At 59.0% G+C, this 24,060-nt stretch carries 18 protein-coding genes; 12 read left to right on the top strand and 6 right to left on the bottom strand.

Annotation, left to right across the window (positions count from 1 at the left end; genetic code table 11):
* Positions 1-144 precede the first annotated feature (144 nt).
* Positions 145-1,164: a dipeptidase gene (locus tag ABVR31_RS09340; RefSeq protein ID WP_372774009.1), complete on the bottom strand. Its 1,020-nt coding sequence runs from the start codon at positions 1,162-1,164 to the stop codon at positions 145-147.
* Positions 1,165-1,247: 83 nt separating this feature from the next.
* Positions 1,248-2,177 (bottom strand): ABC transporter substrate-binding protein, encoded by a 930-nt coding sequence (locus ABVR31_RS09335; RefSeq protein WP_372772518.1) that lies wholly within the window; start codon positions 2,175-2,177, stop codon positions 1,248-1,250.
* 399 nt (positions 2,178-2,576) lie between these two features.
* Between ABVR31_RS09335 and sapA the strand changes: the two genes are divergently transcribed.
* From sapA to ABVR31_RS09300, 7 genes are all read left to right on the top strand, one after another.
* The gene (gene sapA / locus ABVR31_RS09330; RefSeq protein WP_058758605.1) at positions 2,577-4,199 is read left to right on the top strand and encodes an ABC transporter substrate-binding protein SapA; all 1,623 of its coding nucleotides are present in this window, start codon (positions 2,577-2,579) and stop codon (positions 4,197-4,199) included.
* A gap of 2 nt (positions 4,200-4,201) precedes the next feature.
* Entirely contained in the window at positions 4,202-5,167 is a 966-nt protein-coding gene (gene sapB, locus ABVR31_RS09325) for a putrescine export ABC transporter permease SapB (protein ID WP_021505968.1), read from the top strand.
* Entirely contained in the window at positions 5,154-6,044 is an 891-nt protein-coding gene (gene sapC, locus ABVR31_RS09320) for a putrescine export ABC transporter permease SapC (RefSeq protein WP_021505967.1), read from the top strand. The genes sapB and sapC overlap by 14 nt, the downstream gene beginning before the upstream one ends.
* Positions 6,044-7,039 (top strand): putrescine export ABC transporter ATP-binding protein SapD, encoded by a 996-nt coding sequence (sapD, locus tag ABVR31_RS09315; protein WP_021505966.1) that lies wholly within the window; start codon positions 6,044-6,046, stop codon positions 7,037-7,039. The genes sapC and sapD overlap by 1 nt, the downstream gene beginning before the upstream one ends.
* Positions 7,039-7,842 carry a putrescine export ABC transporter ATP-binding protein SapF gene (gene sapF, locus ABVR31_RS09310; RefSeq protein ID WP_306172992.1) on the top strand — a complete coding sequence of 268 codons (804 nt, stop codon included), beginning with the start codon at positions 7,039-7,041 and terminating at the stop codon, positions 7,840-7,842. The genes sapD and sapF overlap by 1 nt, the downstream gene beginning before the upstream one ends.
* A gap of 141 nt (positions 7,843-7,983) precedes the next feature.
* The gene (fabI, locus tag ABVR31_RS09305; RefSeq protein ID WP_021505963.1) at positions 7,984-8,772 is read left to right on the top strand and encodes an enoyl-ACP reductase FabI; all 789 of its coding nucleotides are present in this window, start codon (positions 7,984-7,986) and stop codon (positions 8,770-8,772) included.
* A 195-nt stretch (positions 8,773-8,967) separates the two neighbouring features.
* Positions 8,968-10,098 carry a CMD domain-containing protein gene (locus tag ABVR31_RS09300; RefSeq protein WP_371221087.1) on the top strand — a complete coding sequence of 377 codons (1,131 nt, stop codon included), beginning with the start codon at positions 8,968-8,970 and terminating at the stop codon, positions 10,096-10,098.
* Here the strand turns inward: ABVR31_RS09300 and ABVR31_RS09295 are convergent.
* Positions 10,095-10,991: a LysR family transcriptional regulator gene (locus tag ABVR31_RS09295; RefSeq protein ID WP_125308808.1), complete on the bottom strand. Its 897-nt coding sequence runs from the start codon at positions 10,989-10,991 to the stop codon at positions 10,095-10,097. The two genes, ABVR31_RS09300 and ABVR31_RS09295, sit on opposite strands and share 4 nt — an antisense overlap.
* 188 nt (positions 10,992-11,179) lie before the next feature.
* A complete protein-coding gene (locus ABVR31_RS09290; RefSeq protein WP_021505960.1) occupies positions 11,180-12,769 on the bottom strand; it encodes a PTS transporter subunit EIIC in 1,590 nt (529 codons plus the stop codon).
* Positions 12,770-13,016: 247 nt separating this feature from the next.
* Here ABVR31_RS09290 and ABVR31_RS09285 point away from each other — a divergent pair, with 247 nt between their 5' ends.
* The 5 genes from ABVR31_RS09285 (at position 13,017) to pdeR (ending at position 22,067) form a co-directional block, all read left to right on the top strand.
* Positions 13,017-15,326 carry an FdhF/YdeP family oxidoreductase gene (locus ABVR31_RS09285; RefSeq protein ID WP_372772515.1) on the top strand — a complete coding sequence of 770 codons (2,310 nt, stop codon included), beginning with the start codon at positions 13,017-13,019 and terminating at the stop codon, positions 15,324-15,326.
* 126 nt (positions 15,327-15,452) lie between these two features.
* The gene (locus ABVR31_RS09280; RefSeq protein ID WP_372772513.1) at positions 15,453-17,387 is read left to right on the top strand and encodes an exoribonuclease II; all 1,935 of its coding nucleotides are present in this window, start codon (positions 15,453-15,455) and stop codon (positions 17,385-17,387) included.
* A gap of 184 nt (positions 17,388-17,571) precedes the next feature.
* Entirely contained in the window at positions 17,572-19,638 is a 2,067-nt protein-coding gene (locus ABVR31_RS09275) for a carbon starvation CstA family protein (protein ID WP_372772511.1), read from the top strand.
* Positions 19,631-19,927 (top strand): YbdD/YjiX family protein, encoded by a 297-nt coding sequence (locus tag ABVR31_RS09270; RefSeq protein ID WP_222951984.1) that lies wholly within the window; start codon positions 19,631-19,633, stop codon positions 19,925-19,927. Before ABVR31_RS09275 ends, ABVR31_RS09270 begins: the two co-directional genes overlap by 8 nt.
* Positions 19,928-20,081: 154 nt before the next feature.
* A complete protein-coding gene (gene pdeR, locus ABVR31_RS09265; protein WP_058758614.1) occupies positions 20,082-22,067 on the top strand; it encodes a cyclic di-GMP phosphodiesterase in 1,986 nt (661 codons plus the stop codon).
* 15 nt (positions 22,068-22,082) lie between these two features.
* Here pdeR and ABVR31_RS09260 read toward each other — a convergent pair whose 3' ends face one another.
* Both ABVR31_RS09260 and araD read right to left on the bottom strand, forming a co-directional pair.
* Complete coding sequence (locus ABVR31_RS09260) at positions 22,083-22,949, bottom strand: crotonase/enoyl-CoA hydratase family protein (protein WP_021505954.1); 867 nt, start codon at positions 22,947-22,949, stop codon at positions 22,083-22,085.
* A gap of 289 nt (positions 22,950-23,238) precedes the next feature.
* Positions 23,239-23,937, bottom strand: coding sequence for an L-ribulose-5-phosphate 4-epimerase (gene araD, locus ABVR31_RS09255; RefSeq protein WP_058758615.1), 699 nt, complete (start codon positions 23,935-23,937; stop codon positions 23,239-23,241).
* Positions 23,938-24,060: the final 123 nt, after the last annotated feature.

Raw genomic sequence — 24,060 nt, 5'->3', positions numbered from 1 at the left:
TCTTCCTCATAGTCTTAAAACGCAGAGCAGGCTCTGCTAAAAACATTGCGACAGAAACAAAGCTTCCGCCAGCAATGGATAACGCGGGGCGATGTTGCGCCAATGTAGCGAGCAGATCAACCCTGATTGCGTAAGGAAATACACTTACGCCTGCCAGATTTGGTGCAATACCCGCTGCCAGTTGCCCCAGGCAAGTTGTTCCAGCAATGCCTGATCATAGTTGAGACTGCGCATCAGCGCATACAGCCGCGGCAAACCGGTAACATCTTTAAGCTCTGCGGGCACGCTGATGCCGTCAAAGTCCGACCCCAGCGCGACGTGATCGCTTCCCATAATAGTCATCAGATGCTCACAGTGTTTAACAATTTCGATCAAGCCGCCATCATCGTCGCGCTTACCGTCGGCGCGCAGAAAGGCGTTGCCGAAATTAATGCCGACCACGCCACCGCTATCGCGAATCGCCCGCAGCTGGTCGTCGGTAAGGTTGCGCGGCTGCGCGCACAGCGCGTGCGCATTCGAGTGACTGGCGACCAGCGGCGCGGATGAGAGCCGGGCCGTGTCCCAGAACGCTTTTTCATTCATGTGCGACACGTCGATCATCATGCGCTGCTGATTCGCCAGCGCGATCAGCCGCTCGCCGTCGGCGGTCAGCCCCGGACCGCTATCCGGCGAACCGGGAAATGCGCCAGTGACGCCAGCGCCAAAGCGATTTTCCAGATTCCAGAACGGACCGATGCTGCGCACGCCCGCCTGCCAGAAGGCGGCAAGGTCGGCGCCGTCGCCGTCAAAACCGTCCGCGCCCTCAATGTGCGCCACCATCGCCAGCACGCCGTCGCGCCGGCAGGCGGCGATATCGGCGGTGCTGAGGCACAGGCGCGCCCGGCCGTCAGAACGGGCAACCAGCTTTTTCAGAATCTCCAGCTGCTGCCACAGGATCTCCAGCGGCTGCCAGGCTTCACCGGCCAGGTGCGGCGCCACTTCGCTGACGTAGCGCTGCGGCGGCACAAACAGCGCAAACAATCCGCCGGAAAAGCCGCCCTGCTGCATGCGCGGAAAATCGAGGTGTCCTTTTTCGATACCGGTAAAGAAGGCAGTGGCCGGATCGTCGCGATGATGCAACCACAGGTTGAGCAACAGGTCATTATGACCATCAAAGGTTTTGATTAACATTGGGTTATCCGCCACGGATTTGATGCCGCCATGCTACGCGCATCCCGCCTGTTCGCCAAATACCGGCGCACAAAGGGTTACTGTTGTGCCACCTGCAGACCGCGATAAAAGGTCGGCTTGACATCGAGTGGCTGAGCAATCAGGCCGTACTTTTGATAAAAGTCGGCGGTTTCCTGCTGCTGTTGTACGGTGTGGTCATCAATGCTCTGCCAGTGTGACTGACGTCGGGCAAAAGATTTGGCGGCAGCCTCCTGAGGAAAACCGATGATTTTCGCCAGCCTGGCGGAATACGCCTCAACGTGGCGATTGGCCCAGCGGTCAGCGGCCGCCAGCCGGTTAATATAATCCTGCAGCGCCGCACGTTTACTGGCGTCACTCAGTGCCGCATCGGTGGCGGCGAGGAAGCTGTTGCCGCTGGAGAGCCCCACGCCGTTGATCAGCACGTGCCCAGTATGCGTTACTTCTGCCAGCGCGGTGTAAGGATCCCAGGTTGCCCACGCATCGACGGAACCACTCGCCAGCGCAATGCGCGCATCGGCAGGCGTGAGAAAGCGCCAGCTGACCGCTTTATCGCTCAGCCCGGCACTTTCCAGCGCTTTCAGCGCGATAAAATGACCGATCGACCCGCGCCCGGTAGCGATGCGTTTACCGCGCAGATCCCGCGGCGTTTTGATGGGTGAGTCCGGCGCAACCAGCACCGCCAGCCCGGCCGGGATGGATTTGCTGACGGCCACCGCTTTAACCTGCGAACCCGCGGCCAGCGAGAACAGCAGCGGCGCATCACCAATAATACCGGCATCAACCGCCCCGGCATTCAGGGCTTCGGCCAGCGGAGCGGCGGCCGGAAATTCCGCCCATTCGATACGGTAGGAGAGATCGTTGAGCTGCTGCGCTGCTTCGAGCTCGGCGCGCATGTTGCCCTTTTGATCGGCAATGCGCAGGGTAACGCCGTGTGCCGCGACGCTGCCGCTGGCCAGTAACAGCATCGTTAAAGTCACTCTTTTCATTATCATTTCTCTGCAGATGAAAAGCCCAGACTACCCTGCGCATAACAAATGACCGATGCCGATTTCGCATGAGGATTGCCGGAAGTAACATAACGATGCGCGGCTGACGATGGCGCAAAAAAAAGCCCGCAACACGAGGTGCGGGCAACGTAATACTGGAAGCAATGTGAGCAATGTCGTGCTCTTCTTCGGTAGAGCCACCGTCGAAGCGCAGAAGAATAATAATCATTCCTATTATCATCTGTAAAGCGCTAATTGAGAATTTTTCTCATTTCCACACTAAGGTTGTGCTTACCCCCGTCTCCCGCTGGGTAAAAAAAGCGCAGATGCGCGGCGAATTTGGGGAGTGCGCGTGCTTTGCGATACACTCTCGCTATTGCCCGAGAATCGTTGAGTTCTATGCCAAAATTATTCCCCGCGCTGCTGCTTGGTCTCAGCGTCCTGAGTGCCTCTGCGCTCGCCGCGCCCGCGGACTCTATCCGCCACAGTGGCTTTGTCTATTGCGTCAACGGCACGGTTAACACCTTCAACCCGCAGATGGTCAGCAGCGGGCTGGTGGTCGATACGCTGGCGGCACAGTTGTATGACCGCCTGCTCGACGTCGACCCTTATACCTATCGCCTGATCCCCGATCTGGCGCAGAGCTGGGAAGTGCGCGATAACGGCGCGACTTACCGCTTCCACTTACGCAAAGATGTTTCGTTCCAGCACACCAACTGGTTTACGCCGACGCGCAAAATGAACGCCGACGATGTGGTCTTTAGCTTTGCCCGCATGTTTGATCGCCAGCATCCGTGGCATAACGTCAACGGCGGCAGTTATCCCTACTTCGACAGCCTGCAGTTTGCCGACTCGGTGCAGAGCGTGAAGAAGCTGGATAACGACACGGTGGAGATCCGCCTCAACAGCCCGGACGCTTCGTTCCTGTGGCATATCGCCACCCACTACGCGCCGGTGCTGTCACAGGAGTACGCCAGCCAGCTGAGCGCGGCAGGCCAGCAGGAACAGCTGGATCGCCAGCCGGTGGGCACCGGCCCGTTCCAGCTGAGTGAGTACCGCACCGGGCAATATCTGCGTCTGGCGCGCAATCCGCACTACTGGAAAGGCGTGCCGCGTCTGCAACAGGTGGTGATTGACCTCGGCGTGGGCGGCACTGGCCGCCTGTCGAAATTGCTGACCGGCGAGTGTGACGTACTGGCCTACCCAGCCGCCAGCCAGCTGTCGATTCTGCGCGACGATCCGCGCCTGCGCATGACGCTGCGTCCTGGCATGAACATCGCCTATCTGGCGTTTAACACCCGCAAACCGCCGCTCGACCGTCCGGAAGTGCGCCACGCGCTGGCGCTGGCGATCAACAACGAGCGGCTGATGGAGTCGATTTATTACGGCACGGCGGAAACCGCAGCCTCGATTCTGCCGCGCGCCTCGTGGGCTTACGATAATGATGCGCGCGTGACGGAATACAATCCGGCAAAAGCGCGTGAAGCATTAAAAGCACTGGGCATTGAGGATTTGCATCTGCGTCTGGTGGTGCCGACCACCTCGATGTCGTGGAACCCCAGCCCGCTAAAAACCGCCGAGCTGTTGCAGGCGGATCTGGCGCAGGTGGGCGTGCGCGTCACCATCGCGCCGGTCGAGGGGCGTTTTCAGGAAGCACAGCTGATGGCCATGAATCATGATTTAACCCTGACCGGCTGGGCCACCGACAGTAACGATCCGGACAGTTTCTTCCGCCCGTTGCTGAGCTGTGCGGCGATTCGTTCGCAGACCAACTACGCGCACTGGTGTTCGCCGGCGTTTGATGAGGCGCTGCAGCGCGCGCTGCTGTCGCAGCAGTTGTCGGCGCGTATCGACAGCTACGATCGCGCCCAGCAGATGCTGGCGCAGGCGCTGCCGGTGCTGCCGCTGGCGTCGTCGCTGCGCCTTCAGGCTTACCGGCACGATATTAAAGGTCTGGTGCTGAGTCCCTTCGGTAATGCCTCGTTCGCCGGGGTTTACCGCGATGAGCACGGCGAGGAGTAAGCATGATCATCTATCTGTTGCGTCGCCTGCTGTTGCTGATCATCACCCTGTTCTTACTCTCGCTGGTGAGTTTCAGCCTGAGCTATTTCACGCCTAACGCGCCGCTGGAAGGCGCCTCGCTGTTCGATGCCTGGTGGTTCTGGTTTAAAGGGCTGCTGCAGTTTGATTTCGGTGTTTCCAGCACCAACGGTCAGGCAATTGATATACAGCTGCGCGAGGTGTTTCCCGCCACGCTGGAACTGTGCGTGCTGGCGTTTATGCTGGCGCTGCTGGTCGGTATTCCGCTCGGTATCTGCGCCGGCGTGATGCGCAATAAATGGCAGGATAAAGCCATCAGCGCGCTGGCGCTGCTCGGCTTCTCAATGCCGGTGTTCTGGCTGGCACTGCTGTTTACCCTGCTGTTTTCGCTGACGCTGGGCTGGCTGCCGGTTTCCGGCCGTTTCGACCTGCTCTATCCGGTGCAGAACATTACTGGTTTTGCCCTGATTGACGCCTGGCTTAGCCCTTCACCGTGGCGGCATGAGATGCTGGTCAGCGCGCTGACGCACCTGATTCTGCCGGTGATCGTGCTGGCTGTGGCACCGACTACCGAAGTGATTCGCCTGCTGCGCAACAGCACCAGCGACGTGATGGATAAAAATTATGTCAAGGCAGCGGCAACGCGCGGCTTGTCGCGCTTCACCGTGATTCGTCGTCACGTGTTGCACAACGCACTGCCGCCGGTGATCCCGCGTCTTGGCCTGCAATTCTCCACTATGCTGACGCTGGCGATGATCACCGAAGTGGTGTTCAACTGGCCCGGACTGGGGCGCTGGCTGATTAACGCCATCCGTCAGCAGGATTACGCGGCGATCTCCGCAGGCGTGATGGTGGTTGGCGGGCTGGTGATTCTGGTCAGCGTACTGTCGGATATTATCGGTGCGGCGCTCAATCCGCTGAAACACAAGGAGTGGTATGCCCTCAGATAACATCTACGCCGAGAAGCGGCTGCCGAGTGCGTTTCGCCTCAGCTGGCAGCGCTTTTATCGCGATACCAGCGCCATGATTGGCCTGTACGGCTTCGGCATCCTGCTGTTTCTCTGTCTGTTCGGCGGGCTGCTGTCCCCTTACGGTATCGACCAGCAGTTTCTCGGCTATCAGCTGTTGCCGCCGTCGTGGTCGCGCTACGGCGATGTCTCCTTCTTTCTCGGCACTGACGATCTCGGGCGCGATGTGCTAAGCCGTTTACTGAGCGGCGTGGCGCCGACGGTTGGCTCTGCGCTGCTGGTAACGGTGCTGGCAGCAATCTGCGCGCTGCTGCTGGGCGTGCTGGCGGGGATTACCCACGGTTTGCGCTCGGCGGTGATGAATCACGTGCTGGATACGCTGCTGTCGATTCCCTCTCTGCTGCTGGCGATTATCGTGGTGGCCTTTCTTGGCCCGCGACTGGAGCATGCAATGCTGGCGGTACTGCTGGCGCTGATCCCGCGTCTGGTGCGCGAAATCTACACGGCAGTGCATGACGAGATGGAAAAAGAGTATGTGGTGGCGCTGCGGCTGGATGGCGCGCGCAACCTGAATATTCTGTGGAATGCAGTGCTGCCAAACGTTCTGCCACTGCTGGTCAGTGAATTTACCCGCTCGCTGTCAATGGCCATCCTCGACATCGCCGCGCTCGGCTTTCTTGACCTCGGCGCGCAGCTGCCCTCGCCCGAATGGGGTGCGATGCTGGGTGACGCGCTGGAGCTGATTTACGTGGCACCGTGGACGGTGATGCTGCCGGGTGCCGCGCTGATGGTAAGCGTATTGATTGTTAACCTGCTGGGCGATGGCATCCGTCGCGCCGTCGCTGCGGGAGTGGAATAATGCCGTTACTGGACATCCGAAATCTGACCATTGAATTCATGACCGCTGAAGGTCCGGTGAAAGCGGTCGATCGCATCAATCTGACGCTAAACGAGGGCGAAGTGCGTGGCCTGGTGGGCGAATCCGGCTCGGGGAAAAGTCTGGTGGCGAAAGCCATCTGCGGCGTGACCAAAGATAACTGGCGCGTCACCGCCGACCGCATGGTGTTCGATGATATCGATCTGCTGCGCCTGTCGCCGCGCGAACGGCGGCGTATCGTTGGCCATAACGTGTCGATGATTTTTCAGGAGCCGCAATCCTGTCTCGATCCTTCTGAAAGTGTCGGCCGCCAGCTGATGCAGGCCATTCCACGCTGGACCTTTAAAGGCCGCTGGTATCAGCGCCTGTGGTTCTGGCGCAAAGAGCGCGCCATTGAGCTGCTGCACCGCGTCGGCATTAAAGATCACAAAGACATCATGCGCAGCTTCCCGTATGAGCTGACCGAAGGCGAATGTCAGAAGGTGATGATCGCTATCGCGCTGGCTAATCAGCCGCGCCTGCTGATTGCCGATGAGCCGACCAATGCCATGGAGCCCACCACGCAGGCGCAGATTTTCCGTCTGCTGAGCCGCCTCAATCAGAATAACAACACCACGATTTTGCTGATCAGCCATGACCTGCGCACCATGAGTCAGTGGGCGGACCGCATCAACGTGATGTACTGCGGACAAACGGTGGAAACCGCGCAGAGTGATGATCTGATGGAAACGCCGCACCATCCGTATACCCAGGCGCTGATCCGCGCCATGCCCGACTTTGGCCGCGCGCTGCCGCATAAAAGCCGCCTGAATACGCTGTCCGGCGCGATACCGTCGCTGGAACATCTGCCGATTGGCTGCCGTCTCGGTCCGCGCTGCCCTTACGCGCAGCGTAAATGCATCGAAACGCCGCGCCTGAGCGGCACTAAAGCGCATCTTTATGCCTGTCACTTCCCGCTGAATATGGAGAGCCAATAATGGAAACCCTGCTGGAAGTGCGCAACCTGAGCAAAACCTACCGCTACCGCACCGGGCTGTTCCGGCGCCAGCATGTTGAAGCGGTGAAAAACGTCAGTTTTACTCTGCGCGAAAAGCAGACGCTGGCCATTATCGGCGAGAACGGTTCGGGCAAATCCACGCTGGCGAAGATGCTGAGCGGCATGGTGGCGCCAAGCGAAGGTGAGATGCTGATCGACGATCACCTGCTCTCTTATGGCGATTACGGCTACCGCAGCCAGCGGATTCGCATGATTTTTCAGGATCCGTCGACGTCGCTCAATCCGCGCCAGCGCGTAAGCCAGATCCTTGATTTTCCGCTGCGGCTGAATACCGATCTTGATGATGAAGCACGCGAAAAGCGCATCATTGCCACGCTGCGTCAGGTCGGGCTGCTGCGCGACCACGCCGGCTATTATCCGCACATGCTGGCCCCCGGCCAGAAGCAGCGCCTGGCGCTGGCGCGCGCGCTGATTTTGCAGCCGAAGGTGATTGTCGCCGATGAAGCCCTCGCCTCGCTGGACATGACCATGCGTTCGCAGCTGGTGAACCTGATGCTCGAGCTGCAGGAGAAACACGGCATCGCCTATATTTATGTTACTCAGCATCTTGGCATGATGAAGCACATCAGCGACCAGGTGCTGGTGATGCATCAGGGTGAAGTGGTGGAGCGCGGCGGCACCGCTGACGTGCTGGCCTCGCCGCTGCACGACTTAACCAAACGGCTGATTGCCAGCCATTTTGGCGAAGCGTTAACCGCCGAGGCGTGGCGGCGCGAGCGTTGAGTGCTACGGCCGTAGCGGAAAACGCGGCGCGATTTACCCCATTTGATACAGACGTGCTAGAATCCGCACGTCGATTAACGTCGGTCGCACAATTTTTAATCATCGCGACCGCCAACAACAATGACCATAAGGATTACAGCTATGGGTTTTCTTTCCGGTAAGCGCATTCTGATTACTGGCGTTGCCAGTAAACTTTCCATCGCCTACGGTATTGCGCAGGCGATGCACAAACAGGGCGCAGAACTGGCTTTCACCTACCAGAACGACAAACTGAAAGGTCGCGTGGAAGAGTTCGCTAAAGAACTGGGTTCAGACATTGTTCTGCCGTGCGATGTGGCAGAAGACGAGAGCATCACTGCCCTGTTCACTGAACTGGCAAAAACCTGGCCGAAATTTGACGGCTTTGTTCACTCCATCGGCTTCGCCCCGGGCGACCAGCTGGATGGCGACTACGTGAACGCCGTTACCCGTGAAGGCTTCAAAATCGCGCACGACATCAGCGCCTACAGCTTTGTGGCGATGGCCAAAGAGTGCCGCGCGATGCTGAACCCGAACGCCGCACTGCTGACCCTCTCTTACCTGGGTGCAGAGCGCGCTATCCCGAACTACAACGTGATGGGTCTGGCGAAAGCGTCGCTGGAAGCCAACGTGCGTTACATGGCGAACGCGATGGGTCCGGAAGGCGTGCGTGTTAACGCCGTGTCTGCCGGTCCAATCCGTACCCTGGCCGCATCAGGCATCAAAGATTTCCGTAAGATGCTGGCACACTGCGAAGCGGTAACCCCGATTCGCCGTACCGTCACTATCGAAGACGTGGGTAACTCTGCGGCCTTCCTGTGTTCAGACCTGGCGGGTGGTATCACCGGTGAAGTGGTGCACGTGGATGGCGGCTTCAGCATTGCCGCGATGAACGAGCTGGAACTGAAATAAGTTCTGCGGGCGAGCCAGGTGCTCGCCCTTTTTCTTTTCTCTCCCCCGCCTTATAGCCACACGCTATTAATTATTCCCCATGATTCTTTTGCCGTGGACAGCCGTTCAGCGACGATAAGCTAGCCCTTGAGTGGCGATGCGCTTTTCAGATTTGCCCGTTGTGCACTCAGTCCGTTTTTTGCGAAAGGAATGACCATGGAACACCGCCGTTCTCCCGGCCATGACCACTGGTTTTATGAAAGCCAGACTCGCCCGCATACGTCCGCTGCTGCTCCCCTGGTTCCCGAAGCCGCTCATATTGATGACCGTTTTCTGCTCGGCCTGCAGCAGGAAGCCAGCGCACTGCAGCCGCTGCTGCAGCGCTTTCAGCCAGTGCTACAGGCGGCACGCGACCTGAGCCATACCCTGCTGCCCGATGCGGTCAGCACCTCGCTGACCCACACGCTAACGCTGTACGATCGTCTCAGCACCGCACTCACGGTGGCGCAGGTGGCTGGCGTGCAGCGGCTGTGCAATCACTACTCGGCGCGGCTTAACCCGCTGCCGGGACCGGATTCTTCGCGTGAAAGCAATAATCGCCTGACGCAAATCACGCAGTATGCGCGCCAGCTGGCGATGCAGCCTGAGCTGATTACCGCCAGCAGCATCAGCGCGCTGGATGCGGTAGGCCTGACTGAACCCGATATCGTTACGCTCAACCAGCTGGTAGGCTACGTCAGCTATCAGGCGCGCGTGGTCGCCGCGCTTCAGGCGATGATGGGCCTGCCGGTGCGCTGGATCCCTGGCGTCACGCCGCCCGCCGACGCCGATGCAGTGCTGTTCAGTCAGGCTGCTGCCTGGCAGCACGCCATCAAGCCGGTTGAGCTGCGTTATGCCAGCGCTGACCAGCTGGCGGCGGTGACCTTTTGTCAGGGTATGGCCGGACTCGACGACGCTGTCTGGCTGTTGGTGCACGATGCCCAGGCGCTATATGGCTGGGCGACGCTGCGTCAGCGGCTTGAGGCTTATGGTGGGGAAGAGGAACAGCTGGCGCAGGCAGTCAGCGCGCGCGTGCTGGGCTGCCGACGCCAGTTCGCGCAGCTGGCGAACGGCTGGCGCACGCGTTTGCTGCACGATGTGGATCAGGCCAGCGATGACAACCTGACGCAGCAGGTGATCGCGCTGAGCGCCCAGCTTACCCGGCTGCCGGAGCGCTTCAGTGCTGCCCATCTGCAGCCGCTGTTAAACGCGGGCTGGGGCAGCGAGCGCCTGTTCACGCTGATGCAGGCGGTGGCATTTGCCAGCTGGCAGGATCGACTGCTGATGGCGCTGGGCGAAGCGCGCTAATCCGCCAGGTGGCGGCGTGCTTCGTCAAAGAAGTGCTGCGACAGCGGCGACGCCCTGCCCGGCTCGGCAATCACCAGCGCCGCCTGACGTCCCATCGGCGCGATATCAATCGGCCGGCGCGCCAGATGCTTCAGCATTTCCGGTAGCAGATGGCCGCAGGGCGACACCATGACGCCCAGGCCAACCTGCGCACTCTGAATCAGCTGCATTACCGAGGCGCTTTCCACAATCACCCGCGGCAGCACGCCGGTTTCACGCAGCTGTCCGTCGAGGTAACGCCGGAAATAGCGCGTGGGCTCGGCCAGGCACAGCGGCTGATTCGCCAGCGTGTGCAGCGACAGCCGCTCATGCTGCAGCAGCGCCGGGAAATGATCGGGATGGAAAATCGCTTCGACGCCGCGATCGTTGAGCAGCGCGGTCTGGAAATGCAGTTCCCGCAGTGACGTCAGCTCAAAAAAGCCGATACCGCCGTCCACGGTGTGGCTGTTAAGCGCTTCCAGCAGTTGATCGGCGCTCATGGCGGAAACGCGATAGTCGAGCTGCGGATAGCGCGCTTCCACCGCTTTCAGTAACGCCGGCAGCGCCACGCTGCACTGCGGCATCACGCCCAGCCGCAGCGTGCCGTTGACGCCGTGTTTGAGCGACTCCACTTCCAGCTTCAGTCCCTGATACACCGAAACAATTTCGCGCGCCCACGTCAGCACGCGTTCCCCTTCTGGCGTGAAGCCGTCAAAGTTGTTGCTGCGATTGATCAGCGACAGCCCCAGCTCGCGCTCAAGGTTTTTAAGCCGCATCGAGAGCGTGGGCTGGCTGACGAAGCTGGCCTCCGCCGCGCGGCCAAAATGGCGCTCGCGTTCCAGATTGCACAGGTAAATCAATTGCTTGATGTCGATTTTCTTATCCACCGTCGAATTTTTATCGCGTTATGGTAGCAAAACTCGTCGCCCCCCAACGCGCACTCAGCGAAGAAATTTCTGCGTTGTCAGGCGGATTGCTCAGGTGGATAGCGGGTGATATATACAAGGAGACGCGGCGGGTCGCCACCGGCCGCGCCCCGCATGATTAACGGTACCGCCCGGCATCAGGCGACGCCGAGCGCACTTTTCACCTCATTGGCGATCTTCTCGACCTGCGGCCCGTAGATCACCTGCACATCGTGCTCGCTGACGCGATTAACCCCGTTCGCACCGGTCGACAGCAGCGTTTGATCCACCACTTCTTTCATCTCTTTGACCCGCACGCGCAGGCGTGTGAAGCAGCAATCGACGTCCTCTATATTGGCCTCACCGCCCAGCCCGCTGATGATCACGCGGGTGCGTTCATCCGCCGCCACCTGCTGCGGTTTGGCTTCCTCTTCGGATTCGCGCCCCGGCGTTTCGACCTGCATCCGGGTAATCACCAGGCGAAAGCCCCAGTAATAAACCGGCGCATAAATGGCGCCCAGCACCAGCGTCCACCACCAGTGGGTTTTGCTGCCGCCGAGAATGCCAAACACCAGCAGATCAATCGCGCCGCCCTGCACGTTACCGATCATCAGGTGCAGCATCGACATCAGCATAAATGACAGGCCGGTCAGCAGCGCGTGCATCACGTACAGCACCGGCGAGACGAAGATGAAGCAGAACTCCAGCGGTTCAGTGATGCCGGTGGTAAACGAAGTCAGGGCGCCGGCCAGCACCAGCGCTTTGACCCGCTGCTTATGTTCAGGTTTGGCGGTGTGATAGATGGCCAGCGCGGCGGCGGGCAGACCGAACATCATCACCGGGATTTTGCCCTGGGCGAGAAACTGCGTGGCGGTACGCACGGTGTCGTCCGGAATCGCGCCGGGATGGGTCAGCGAGGTGTTGAAAATATTCAGCGCGCCGACGATTGTCTGGCCGTCTACCGTCGCCATGCCGCCAATCGGCGTAAAGCGCACGGTTTCATTGAGGATGTGATGCAGGCCGGTCGGGATCAGCAGGCGCTCGCAGGCGCCGAGCAAAAAGGCACCGTACTGACCGCTTTTACCGATCATCTGACCGACCCACGCAATGCCCTGGCCGATGGTTGGCCAGATTAGTGCCAGCAGCACGCCCGTCAGCGGCAGCACCACCACCGTCACGATGGGCACAAAGCGACGCCCGCCAAAAAAGCTGATCGCCGTGGGCAACTGCTGGGTATAGAAGCGGTTGTGCAGCATCACAGTGAGCAGGCCGGCAATCACCCCGCCCAGCACGCTCATGTTGTAGGTAAAAATGCCGAGCATGTCGATGTACTCGGCTGACGTCATCATGGCGCTGGTCTGGTCCATACCCGCCTGCTGCAGCGCCTCGGGCGTGGTGGTGGCTGCCGTCAGCCCTTTTGCCGCCAGCGTGGCGCTGATCCCCACATTCATGGCGATATAGCCAATTACTGCCGCAAACGCGGCGGTGGGTTTCTCCGCTTTGGCCAGCCCAATCGCGCTGGCGACGGCAAAAAATACCGGCAGATTGGCAAACAGCGCGCCCGCCACTTTACGAATAAAACCGATGATCAACTGCGGCACCTGCAAACTGGCAAATGCTTCACCGGTGATCGCCGGATTCTGCAACGCGGCGGCCAGACCGAGAAAGATACCGGCGGCAGCAATGACGGAGATCGGCATCATTAAGGCTTTGCCGAATGCGTGAACCTGACTGGCAAGTTGCTTCATGGAGCGCGCCCTTTTGCTAACGGAAAGAGCAATTATTAGCCACTATTTGGCCGCACACTTACCCGCCGGCGCGCGGCAGCGGATAATTTATGATGGCGATCACGCTTTTACCCCTGGCGCGCGATAAACGTTAACTATCGCACCATTAAGTCAATCAATTAGACAACTTTTGCCGTCAGTCGCACACTTCTCACCAACAGAAGTCATATTCTGATAACAATTCATAAACAATAAGCCTGCGACTATCATGAAATTTAAACGTAAGATTCAGCCCTATCGCGCCGCTGCGGGCGGCTGGGGCTCGCTGGAAGCCACCACCCGTTTTGTCCTTGACAGTAAAGCTGCCCTGAAAAACATGCGTAACCTGATGCGCATGAACAAAGCGCGCGGCTTTGACTGCCCGGGCTGTGCCTGGGGCGATGATAACAAAAGTACCTTCAGCTTCTGCGAAAACGGCGCGAAAGCCGTGACCTGGGAAGCGACACGCCGCGTCGTCGAGCCAGAATTTTTTGCCCAGCACAGCGTCAGCACCCTGTATCAGCAGAGCGACTATTTCCTCGAGTATCAGGGCCGCCTGACCCACCCGATGCGCTACAACAGCGCGACCGATCACTATGAACCGATTAGCTGGGATGACGCCTTTGCGCTGATCGCGCAGCATTTGCAGTCGATGGATCATCCGGATCAGCTGGAGCTGTACACCTCCGGTCGCGCCAGCAATGAAGCCTCGTGGCTGTACCAGCTGTTTGGTCGGGTGCTGGGCACCAACAATTTCCCTGACTGTTCCAACATGTGCCACGAAGCCAGCGGCACCGGACTGAAACGCAGCATTGGCGTTGGTAAAGGCACCATTCGCCTGGACGATTTCGACCACGCTGATGCGATTTTTGTCTTTGGCCAGAACCCCGGCACCAACCATCCGCGCATGCTGCACAGCCTGCGTCACGCCGCCGATCACGGCGCCAGAATCGTGACCTTCAATACGCTGCGCGAGCGCGGCCTGGAACGTTTTGCCGATCCGCAGAAGCCGCTGGAGGTGGTGACGTCGATGGCCGGCAATATCAGTTCTGCCTATTATCAGCCTAACCTCGGCGGCGATATGGCGGCGGTGCGCGGCATGGTTAAAGCGCTACTGGAAGAGCAGCGTAAACGGCTGGCCGCCGGTGAAAAAGGCATATTCGATCAGGCCTTTATTGACGCCAACACCCAGGGCGTTGAGCAGTATCTGGCGGCCGTCGACGAGACCCGCTGGGAGCAGATTGTGCAGCAGTCGGGCCTGAGCGAAGCGCAGATTCGCGAAGCCGCCGCCATTTACCAGAGCGCCGAACGGGTGATCATCACCTGGGCGATGGGCATTACTCAGCACAAACACTCGGTCGATACCGTACGGGAAATCGTTAACCTGCAGCTGCTGTTTGGCCAGCTCGGCAAACAGGGCGCGGGCCTGTGTCCGGTGCGCGGCCACAGTAACGTGCAGGGCAACCGCACCATGGGCATCGACGAGAAACCGTCGAAAGCGTTCCTCGATGCGCTGGGCGCGCATTTTGCTTTTGAACCGCCGCGCGAGCACGGTCATAACACGGTTGAAGCGCTCAACGCCATGCTGCGTGATGAAGTCAAAGTGCTGATTGCGCTGGGCGGTAACCTCGCCGCGGCGGCGCCGGACTCACCGGTTACCGAAGAAGCGCTGCAGCACTGTGGTCTGACGGTGCACATCAGCACCAAGCTGAACCGCAGCCATCTGGTACCGGGCCACGAAGGCCTGATTCTGCCGACGCTGGGCCGTACCGAGCGCGATCGCCAGGCCAGCGGCAACCAGTTCATCACCGTGGAAGATTCGTTCAGCATGGTGCATGCCTCAGAAGGTGTCGGTATTCCGCTGGCAGAGACGCAGCGTTCGGAAACAGCCATTGTGGCCGGTATCGCGCATGCGACGCTGGGCAGCGACCACATCGACTGGCTCGGCATGGCCGCTGATTACAACGTCATTCGCGCTCACATTGCGGCGACCATCCCCGGCTTCGCTGATTTTAACCGTCAGTGTGATATTCCCGGCGGCTTTTACCTCGGTAACGCTGCCGCAGAACTGCGTTTCAATACGCCATCGCGTCAGGCAGAATTCAGCGCGGCGGCACTGCCGACCTCGCTGTTCCCGCAGCTGGGCAATGACGTTGAAGTGCCGTTCACGTTGCAGACGCTGCGCTCGCATGACCAGTACAACACCACCATTTACGGCCTGGATGACCGCTATCGTGGCGTATACGGTCAGCGTGAAGTGGTGTTTATCCATCCGGACGACATGGCGTCACTCGGTTTCAGCGAAGGACAGCTGGTTGACATTGAAACCCTGTGGAATGACGGTCTGACGCGTCGCGTCAGCGGCTTTAAGCTGGTGCCGTATAATATTCCGCGCGGTAACCTCGCCGCCTACTATCCGGAGACCAATCCGCTGGTACCGCTCTCCAGCTACGGTGACGGCAGCGGCACGCCCACCTCTAAATCGGTACCGGTGAAGCTGGCGCTGACCGCCGCCGCGCCCACCCAGCGTATCGCCTGAGTTCTGTGCGTTACCAGAAAGTAAAAAGCCGCGTAAAGCGGCTTTTTCGCCTGTTTTAGCCTTGCCGCGCGGACCTGATTCGCGTAAAACTGTCCACCGCTCTTAGGCCACGAAACTAAATATATTATGTTCCAGGATAACCCGCTGCTCGCGCAGCTTAAAGAGAAGCTTCACGCGCAGACCCCGCGCGCCGAAGGTGTTGTGAAAGGCACGGAAAAAGGCTTTGGCTTCCTCGAAGTTGACGCTCAGAAAAGCTACTTCATTCCCCCTCCGCAGATGAAGAAAGTGATGCACGGCGACCGCATTTCCGCCGTGATCCACACTGATAAAGACCGCGAGAGCGCGGAGCCGGAAACCCTGATTGAGCCGTTCCTGACGCGCTTTGTCGGCCGCGTGCAGAAAAAAGATGACCGCCTGTCTATCGTGCCGGATCATCCGCTGCTGAAAGACGCGATTCAGTGCCGTGCGGTGCGTGGCCTGACCCACGATTTCCAGAACGGTGACTGGGCCGTGGCAGAGATGCGCCGCCATCCGCTGAAAGGCGATCGCGGTTTCTATGCCGAACTGACCGAATTTGTTGTCACCGCGGACGATCACCTCGCGCCGTGGTGGGTCACGCTGTCGCGCCACAATCTGGAGCGCGAAGCGCCGGAAGTGGGCTTTGGCGAGATGCTGGACGAACAGCTGCAGCGTGAAGATCTCACCGTGCTGAACTTTGTCACCATCGACAGCGCCAGCACCGAAGATATGGACGATGCGCTGTATGTTGAAGAGCTGGCAGAAGGTAAGCTGGCGCTGACCATCGCTATTGCCGACCCGACCGCTTACGTTGCTGCCGGCAGCGAACTCGACCAGCTGGCCTCCAGACGCGCCTTCACCAACTATCTGCCGGGCTTTAACATCCCGATGCTGCCACGCGAACTGTCAGATGATGTCTGCTCGCTACGCCCTAACGTCAGGCGTCCGGCGCTGGTGTGTCGCGTCACTGTACTGCCGGATGGCAGCCTGGCTGACGATGCCCACTTCTTTGCCGCGTGGATCGAATCCAAAGCCAAGCTTGTGTACGACGAAGTGTCGGACTGGCTGGAGAACAGCGGCAGCTGGCAGCCGGAAAATGACACCATCGCGCAGCAGATTCGCCTGCTGCATCGCCTGTGCCTGGCACGCGGCGAGTGGCGTCAGACGCACGCGCTGGTGTTCAAAGATCGCCCTGACTACCGCTTCGTGCTCGGTGAGAAAGGCGAAGTGCTGGATATTATTGCGGAACCGCGCCGCATCGCTAACCGCATCGTGGAAGAAGCGATGATCCTCGCTAACGTCTGCGCCGCTAAAGTGCTGCAGGAGAAGCTTGGCTTCGGTATCTACAACCTGCACACCGGTTTCGACCAGGCGAACGCGGAACAGGCGGCCGGCGTACTGGCTGGTCACGGTATCACGGTTGATCCGCAGGCCATTACCACGCTGGAAGGCTTCCGTCAGCTGCGTCGTCAGCTTGATGCGCAGCCAACCCAGTATCTCGACAGCCGCATTCGTCGTTTCCAGAGTTTCGCCGAAATCAGCACCGAACCGGGCCCCCACTTTGGCCTCGGCCTCGACGCCTACGCGACCTGGACGTCACCGATTCGTAAATTCGGCGACATGATCAACCATCGTCTGCTGAAGGCTATCGTGCGCGGCGAAAGCATTGCGCGGCCACAGGATGACGTGACCCTGATCATGAGTGAGCGTCGTCGTCTCAACCGCATGGCCGAGCGCGATGTCGGTGACTGGCTGTACGCGCGCTTCCTCGCGCCGTTTGCCGGCACTGACCGCAAATTCAGCGCGGAGATCATCGACGTTTCGCGCGGCGGCATGCGCGTGCGCCTGCTGGAGAACGGTGCGGTCGCCTTTATCCCTGCCCCGTTCATTCACGCCGTGCGTGACGAACTGGTGTGCTCGCAGGAGAGCGGCACCGTGCAGATTAAAGGTGAAGTGGCCTACCGCGTGACCGATGTGATTGATGTGACCATCGCCGAAGTGCGCATGGAAACACGCAGCGTGGTGGCCCGTCCGGCCGCCTGAGCATGAAATCGTGCGGGATAACAGCCGTTATCCCGCATTTTTCCCCGCCCGCCCCAGCAGTTGTTAAATTTGTTTCCCGCTTCACACTTCTGATCCGATTCCCTGTCGTTAACAATTCATTACATTACTTTTAACTTGTTGTATTCCGATCGCCTTTTTCCCGGTCCCTACAAGGAGTTAACTCATGAACAACGTCAGAACCGGATTGATCTGGTTAGCGGTGGCGTTAATTGGTGCGGCTGCGTTCGCCATGCTGGCGCTCAGTCGCGGCGAGCACGTTAATGCCGTCTGGCTGGTGATCGCCTCCGTCGCCTGCTATAGCATCGCGTATCGCTTCTACAGCCTGTTTATCGCCAGGCGCATTTTTGAGCTGGACGACCGGCGCCGCACGCCGGCAGAGCGCTTCAATGACGGGCTGGACTATGTTCCTACCAACAAATGGGTGCTGTTTGGCCACCACTTTGCCGCGATCGCTGGTGCCGGTCCGCTGGTCGGGCCGATCCTGGCGGCGCAGATGGGTTTTCTGCCCGGCACCATCTGGATTCTGGTCGGCGTGATGCTGGCCGGCGCGGTGCAGGATTTTCTGGTGCTGTTTATCTCCACGCGCCGCGACGGTCGTTCGCTGGGTGAGATGGCGCGCCAGGAACTGGGCTCGTTCGCCGGCGTAGTCACCATGCTCGGTGCGCTCGGTGTGATGATCATTATTCTCTCTGCGCTGGCGCTGGTGGTGGTGAAAGCGCTGGCCAACAGTCCGTGGGGGCTGTTTACCATCGCCGCCACCATTCCGATTGCCCTGTTCATGGGCGTGTATATGCGCTTTCTGCGTCCGGGTAAAATCGCCGAAGTGTCGATCATCGGCTTTGTGCTGATGATGGCGGCGATCATTTACGGCGGTGACGTGGCGGCCGATCCGTACTGGGGACCGATTTTTACCCTGAAAGGCACCGAGCTGACGTGGGTGCTGGTGATCTACGGTTTTGTTGCCTCGTCGCTGCCGGTGTGGCTGCTGCTGGCACCGCGTGATTACCTCTCCACCTTTTTAAAAATCGGCGTGATCATCGGGCTGGCGGTGGGCATTCTGTTCGCCATGCCGGAACTGAAGATGCCGGCGGTGACGCGCTTTATCGACGGCACGGGGCCGGTGTTCTCCGGTGCGCTGTTCCCGTTCCTGTTTATCACCATCGCCTGCGGCGCAATCTCCGGCTTCCACGCGCTGGTGTCGAGCGGTACCACGCCAAAACTGGTGGAGCGCGAAAGCCATATTCGCTTCATCGGCTATGGCGCCATGCTGATGGAGTCCTTTGTGGCGATCATGGCGCTGATTTGTGCCTCGGTGCTCGATCCTGGCGTCTACTTTGCTATGAACTCACCGGCGGCGCTGATTGGCACCACGGTGGAGAGCGCGTCTCAGGTAATTAACGGCTGGGGCTTTGTGGTGACGCCGGAGATGCTGAGCGGTATCGCCGGCGAAGTGGGCGAAAGCACCATTCTCTCCCGCGCCGGTGGCGCACCGACGTTTGCCGTCGGGATGGCGCATATCATCACCGAGGTGTTTAACAGCCGCGCAATGATGGCGTTCTGGTATCACTTCGCCATTCTGTTTGAGGCGCTGTTTATCCTCACCGCCGTGGATGCCGGTACACGCGCCTGCCGTTTTATGGTGCAGGATCTGGTCGGGACCGTGGTACCTTCGCTGGCTAACAACCGCTCGTGGCTCGGGAACATGGCCGGTACCACTGTGGCAGTGGCCGGCTGGGGTTTCTTCGTGTATCAGGGCGTGGTCGATCCGCTCGGCGGCATCAACACCCTGTGGCCGCTGTTCGGTATTGGTAACCAGATGCTGGCGTCGATGGCGCTGATCCTCGGTACCGTGGTGCTGTTCAAAATGAAAAAGCAGCGTTACGCCTGGGTGACGATTGTGCCCACCGCCTGGCTGTTTATCACCTCCATGACCGCCGGCTGGCAGAAAATTTTCCATGAAAAACCGTCAATTGGTTTCCTCGCGCAGGCCAGTAAGTTCCGTAAAGGTCTCGATGAGGGCGTGATTATCGCACCGGCGAAAACCGGGGCCGACATGCAAACCATCGTGTTCAGCAATCAGATCAACGCGGCGCTGTGCGGCTTTTTCATGCTGGTCGCGGTAACCATGCTGATTGCGGCGTTCTTCGTGATCCGGCGCGCGCTGCGCAGTTCAGTGCCGACCACCCATGAGTCGGACGTGTCACTCCGTCAGGAGGTGCGAAATGTCTGAGGCCATTTTACGCTGGAAAAAGCCGCACGCGGGCTGGCAAATTCAGCAGTGCTTACCGCTCGCTGCCCGCGCCCCTGCTGCACCACGCTCACGCTGGCAGCGTCTGTGGCAGGGATTACAGCAGAGCTTCCGGTTAATGGTGGGCGTGCACGACTATCAAACTTATCTGAAGCATATGCGCGAAAAACATCCGGAACAGGCCCCCATGGATGAGCGCGCCTTCCATCGTTACTGCCTGGAGGCGCGTTTTCCCAGCCAGGCGGGCAAACTCGGCAAGTGCCCGTGCTAACCTTTCAGCCCCGGAATCCGGGGCTTTTTCGTGCCATTCTTTAATAAAAACAAAAATATATTCAGTTTGCATCTTGTGCTGGCGCAGGAGGTTGAATACTGTTGCTAAAATAATGAGATACCCCCTGCTGCGCATTCCTCCGGAGGAAGTTTCCATGACCGATGAACAAGGGCAAACGTTGCTATATACCTTGTTTGGCACAACCAGCCCTCATTGGCGTTTAACTTCAGATAGCGATGCGCTGCATTTTGCCGAAGATGAAAATGCCAATACCAATATGGCGGTGCCCCTGACGCCTGCTCAGGCCAGTCTGCTGCGTGCCATGACGGTAATTACTTCCAGCATCAACCTGACCCTTTCACTGCACGGCTCGCCAGTGCCGATGCACTTTGTCGGCCGTAAAGTGAATCAGTCGACCTGGGCCGGCACTGCGTCCGCCTGGGGCGATACCTCGTCGGTGGCGCGCGATTTAACCCTTGGTCTCTCCTTCGCCGAACAGGTGGTGTCAGAAGCGAATTCGGTGATCGTCATCCTCGATCAGCGCGGCAACATTCAGCGTTTTAACCGTCTGAGCGAAGAGTACACCGGCCTGAAAGAGCAGGAAGTGATTGGCCGTAATGTGTTTCAGCTGTTTATGACCAAGCAGGAAGCGCAGGCATCGCGCCGCAATATCGCCGGCTTCTTTCGCGACGGCAACTCCTACGAAGTGGAGCGCTGGGTTAAAACCCGAAAAGGTCAGCGACTGTTTCTGTTTCGTAATAAGTTCGTCCACAGCGGTAGCGGAAAAAATGAAATTTTCCTCATCTGTTCCGGAACCGACATCACAGAAGAGCGTCGGGCGCAGGAGCGCTTACGCGTTATGGCCAACACCGACACGGTGACCGGCCTGCCGAATCGCAACGCTATCCATCAGCAAATTAGCCTGGCACTGGAGCTGGCTAACGGCAGCCAGACCGGCGTGGTTTACCTCGATCTCGACAATTTTAAGAAGGTAAACGATGCCTACGGCCATATGTTTGGCGACCAGCTGCTGCAGGCGGTGTCGCTGGCGATCCTCAGCTGTCTCGGCAAGGACCAGACGCTGGCGCGCCTCGGCGGTGATGAATTTGTGGTGCTGGCTGAGCACACCAGTCAGGCGGCGCTGGAGGCGATGGCCTCACGCATTCTGGAGCGGCTGCGTCAGCCGTTCCGTATCGGGCTGATCGAAGTCTACAGCGGCTGCTCGATTGGTATCGCCCTCGCCCCGCTGCATGGTGAAGATCGCGAAAGTCTGATTCGTAACGCCGATACCGCGATGTACCACGCTAAAGAGAACGGGCGCGGCAAATTCTGCGTGTTCGCCAGCGAGATGAACCAGCGCGTATTCGAATATCTGTGGCTGGATACTAATCTGCGCAAAGCGCTGGAGCAGGATCATCTGGTGGTGCACTATCAGCCGAAGATCGATCGCGACGGTGAAGTGCGCAGTGCCGAGGCGCTGGTGCGCTGGAATTCACCTGAGCGCGGCCTGGTGCCGCCTGGCGATTTCATCTCTTACGCGGAAGAGTCCGGACTGATTGTGCCGCTCGGGCGCTGGGTGATGCTGAACGTGCTGCAGCAAATCGTTAAATGGCGCAGCGAAGGCATTTACCTGCGTGTCGCAGTGAACGTTTCCGCCAAACAGCTGATCGACCAGAGCATCTACAGCGACCTGAAACAGGCGCTGAGCGAAGCGGGCATCAGCGAGTGTCCGATAGACATCGAGCTAACGGAAAGCTGCCTGATCGAGAACGAGGCCGGTGCGCTGAAGCTGATGAAACAGTTTCAGGAGTTAGGCGCACAGGTGCATCTGGATGATTTCGGCACGGGCTACTCTTCGCTTTCCCAGCTGGCGCGCGTGCCGATCGATGCGATTAAGCTGGATCAAAGTTTTGTGCGCAATATCAACAAGCAACCGGTATCGCAGTCGCTGGTGCGCGCGATCGTTGCCGTGGCGAAAGCCCTGGATTTACAGGTCATTGCCGAAGGCATCGAAACCAAAGCCGAAGAGAAGTTTGTGCTGACCAACGGTGTCGATGGGCGTCAGGGTTATTATTATGCGAAACCAATGCCCGCAGAGCAGCTCGGGCATTGGCTGGCTAAGCATCCTGCCCGCGTTTAACGTCTTAGCGTACTGCTAACCGGCTTTACGCAGTGATGCGCTGTGACGATTTTGCAGCTGTACCAGACGTTCCATGTAGGCAATATCTTTCGGTTCCAGCGTGAAAGCATAGTCGACCCAATCCTCAGTAATATCCATCAGTTCTGCCCGTGACAGCTGCAGCACGCGCTGTCGCGCTTTCAGCATGGCACGGACTCCATTCAGTTTTGGCCGCAGCGTATCGATGAAGGTACGCGTGGTGCGGTAGCTGTCACCAGGCTGGAACACTTTGTCGACCAGACCACGGGTTTCATACCACTCTGCACTGTGCGACTCCCCTTCACAGATCAGCTCTTCGGCCAGCTTCATCCCGGAGCGGCGTGCCACCAGTGAGTAGCCGCCCATGCCGGGGAACAGGTTGAAGGCAATTTCCGGGAAGCCCATACGCGCACTGTTCTGCGCCAGAATGAAGTGGTGCGCCAGCGCTGCTTCAAAACCGCCGCCCAAGGCACTGCCCTCAATCATCGCCAGCGTCACGGCGCCGGTGTCAAACCCGCGGGCCGCCGAATGGATGCAGTCAACACAGGCGCGGGCGTAGGCGCGCAGTGCTTCACGGCGGTTATTACGAATGCATTCGACAAAGAAACGCAAATCGCCCCCGGCGTTAAACATCTGCGGCACCAGCGATCCGGTCACCCAGAAATCAATCGGCAGACCGGAACGCTGGGCGGCGTAGCTCAGGTTCATGATCTCCTCGATTAATTCGTGGTTGAAACTGGGGCGCGGCTGAGCGCGCAGCATCATCCACATGGTGTGTCGACCTTCCTCATAATAGGCGGCTAGCTGGGTGGTTTGGCCGACTTCGGTAAACAGGCGGCAGGTTGGTTGGTTAATTACTGTCATCGTCTCATCCTCTATTTATGTGATGCGTTAAACGCCACATCAGCGTAATGCAGAGTGAGGCCAGACCAAATGAGAGTTTGATTTATAACGTAAAATCCAGAGAGATCCCCGAGCCCCTGCCTGAGGAAAGATTAGCGGGCTTACTTAATGACGGCGCAACAGCCGGCAAGCGTATAAATACGCTTAACGCATAGTGAATAAACGACAGCATCCACAGTCTCTCGTTCGGGCACGCAATCCCCTTAAATAAAAAAGGCACCCGCCGGTGCCTTGAGAAATTATCACGCGCTCAGCCTTGCCCGTACCAGGCGTTCTTCCCGTGCTTGCGCAGATAGTGCAGGTCAAGCAGGGTCTGAGCGATAGGCGGCAGCTCCTCGCGCAGCTGCTCAGTGTGCAGCGCCATATAGGCCACCTCTTCCAGCACCACCGCACTGTGCACCGCGCTATGTGCGTCTTTACCCCAGGCAAACGGCCCGTGGGAGTTCACCAGCGCAGCAGGAATCGCGCCGGGCTCAATGCCGCGCTGCGCAAAGGTTTCAATGATGACCTGGCCGGTGTGCCATTCATATTCCTGCTCAATCTCTGCCCGTTGCATCGCGCGGGTGCAGGGAATGGTGCCATAGAAATCGTCAGCGTGCGTGGTGCCCCACGCCGGGATGTCCCTGCCCGCCTGCGCCCAGATGGTGGCGTGGCGCGAATGGGTATGCACGATGCCGCCAATCTCCGGCCACGCCTGATACAGTGCGCGGTGCGTCGCGGTATCCGAGGATGGCCGCAGCTGGCCCTCCACGACATTGCCGCTTTCCAGTTCGACCACCACCATGTCGTCGCGCTGCATCTGCTCATATTTAACGCCCGAGGGTTTGATCACCAGCAGCCCGCGCTCGCGGTCTACCGCACTGACATTGCCCCACGTAAAGGTCACCAGGTTGTAACGCGGCAGGTCAAGATTGGCCTCCAGAACCTGCTGTTTCAGCGCTTCCAGCATTGTGTTTTCTCCGCCATACAGTCATTACTGAATTGTGCGGAGCCACCGGTAAAAACGTTATGGAGGGAATGGCTGGATTAGCAGCGGAAAGTGGCTAAAGCGGGCAAAGTGTGGGGTTTGATA

Source organism: Pantoea sp. WEP, from assembly GCF_041678305.1.
GTDB classification, from domain to species: Bacteria; Pseudomonadota; Gammaproteobacteria; order Enterobacterales; family Enterobacteriaceae; genus Pantoea; species Pantoea dispersa.
The sequence above is the reverse complement of the archived record's forward strand: the minus strand, read 5'-3'. Positions and strand labels throughout refer to the sequence as shown.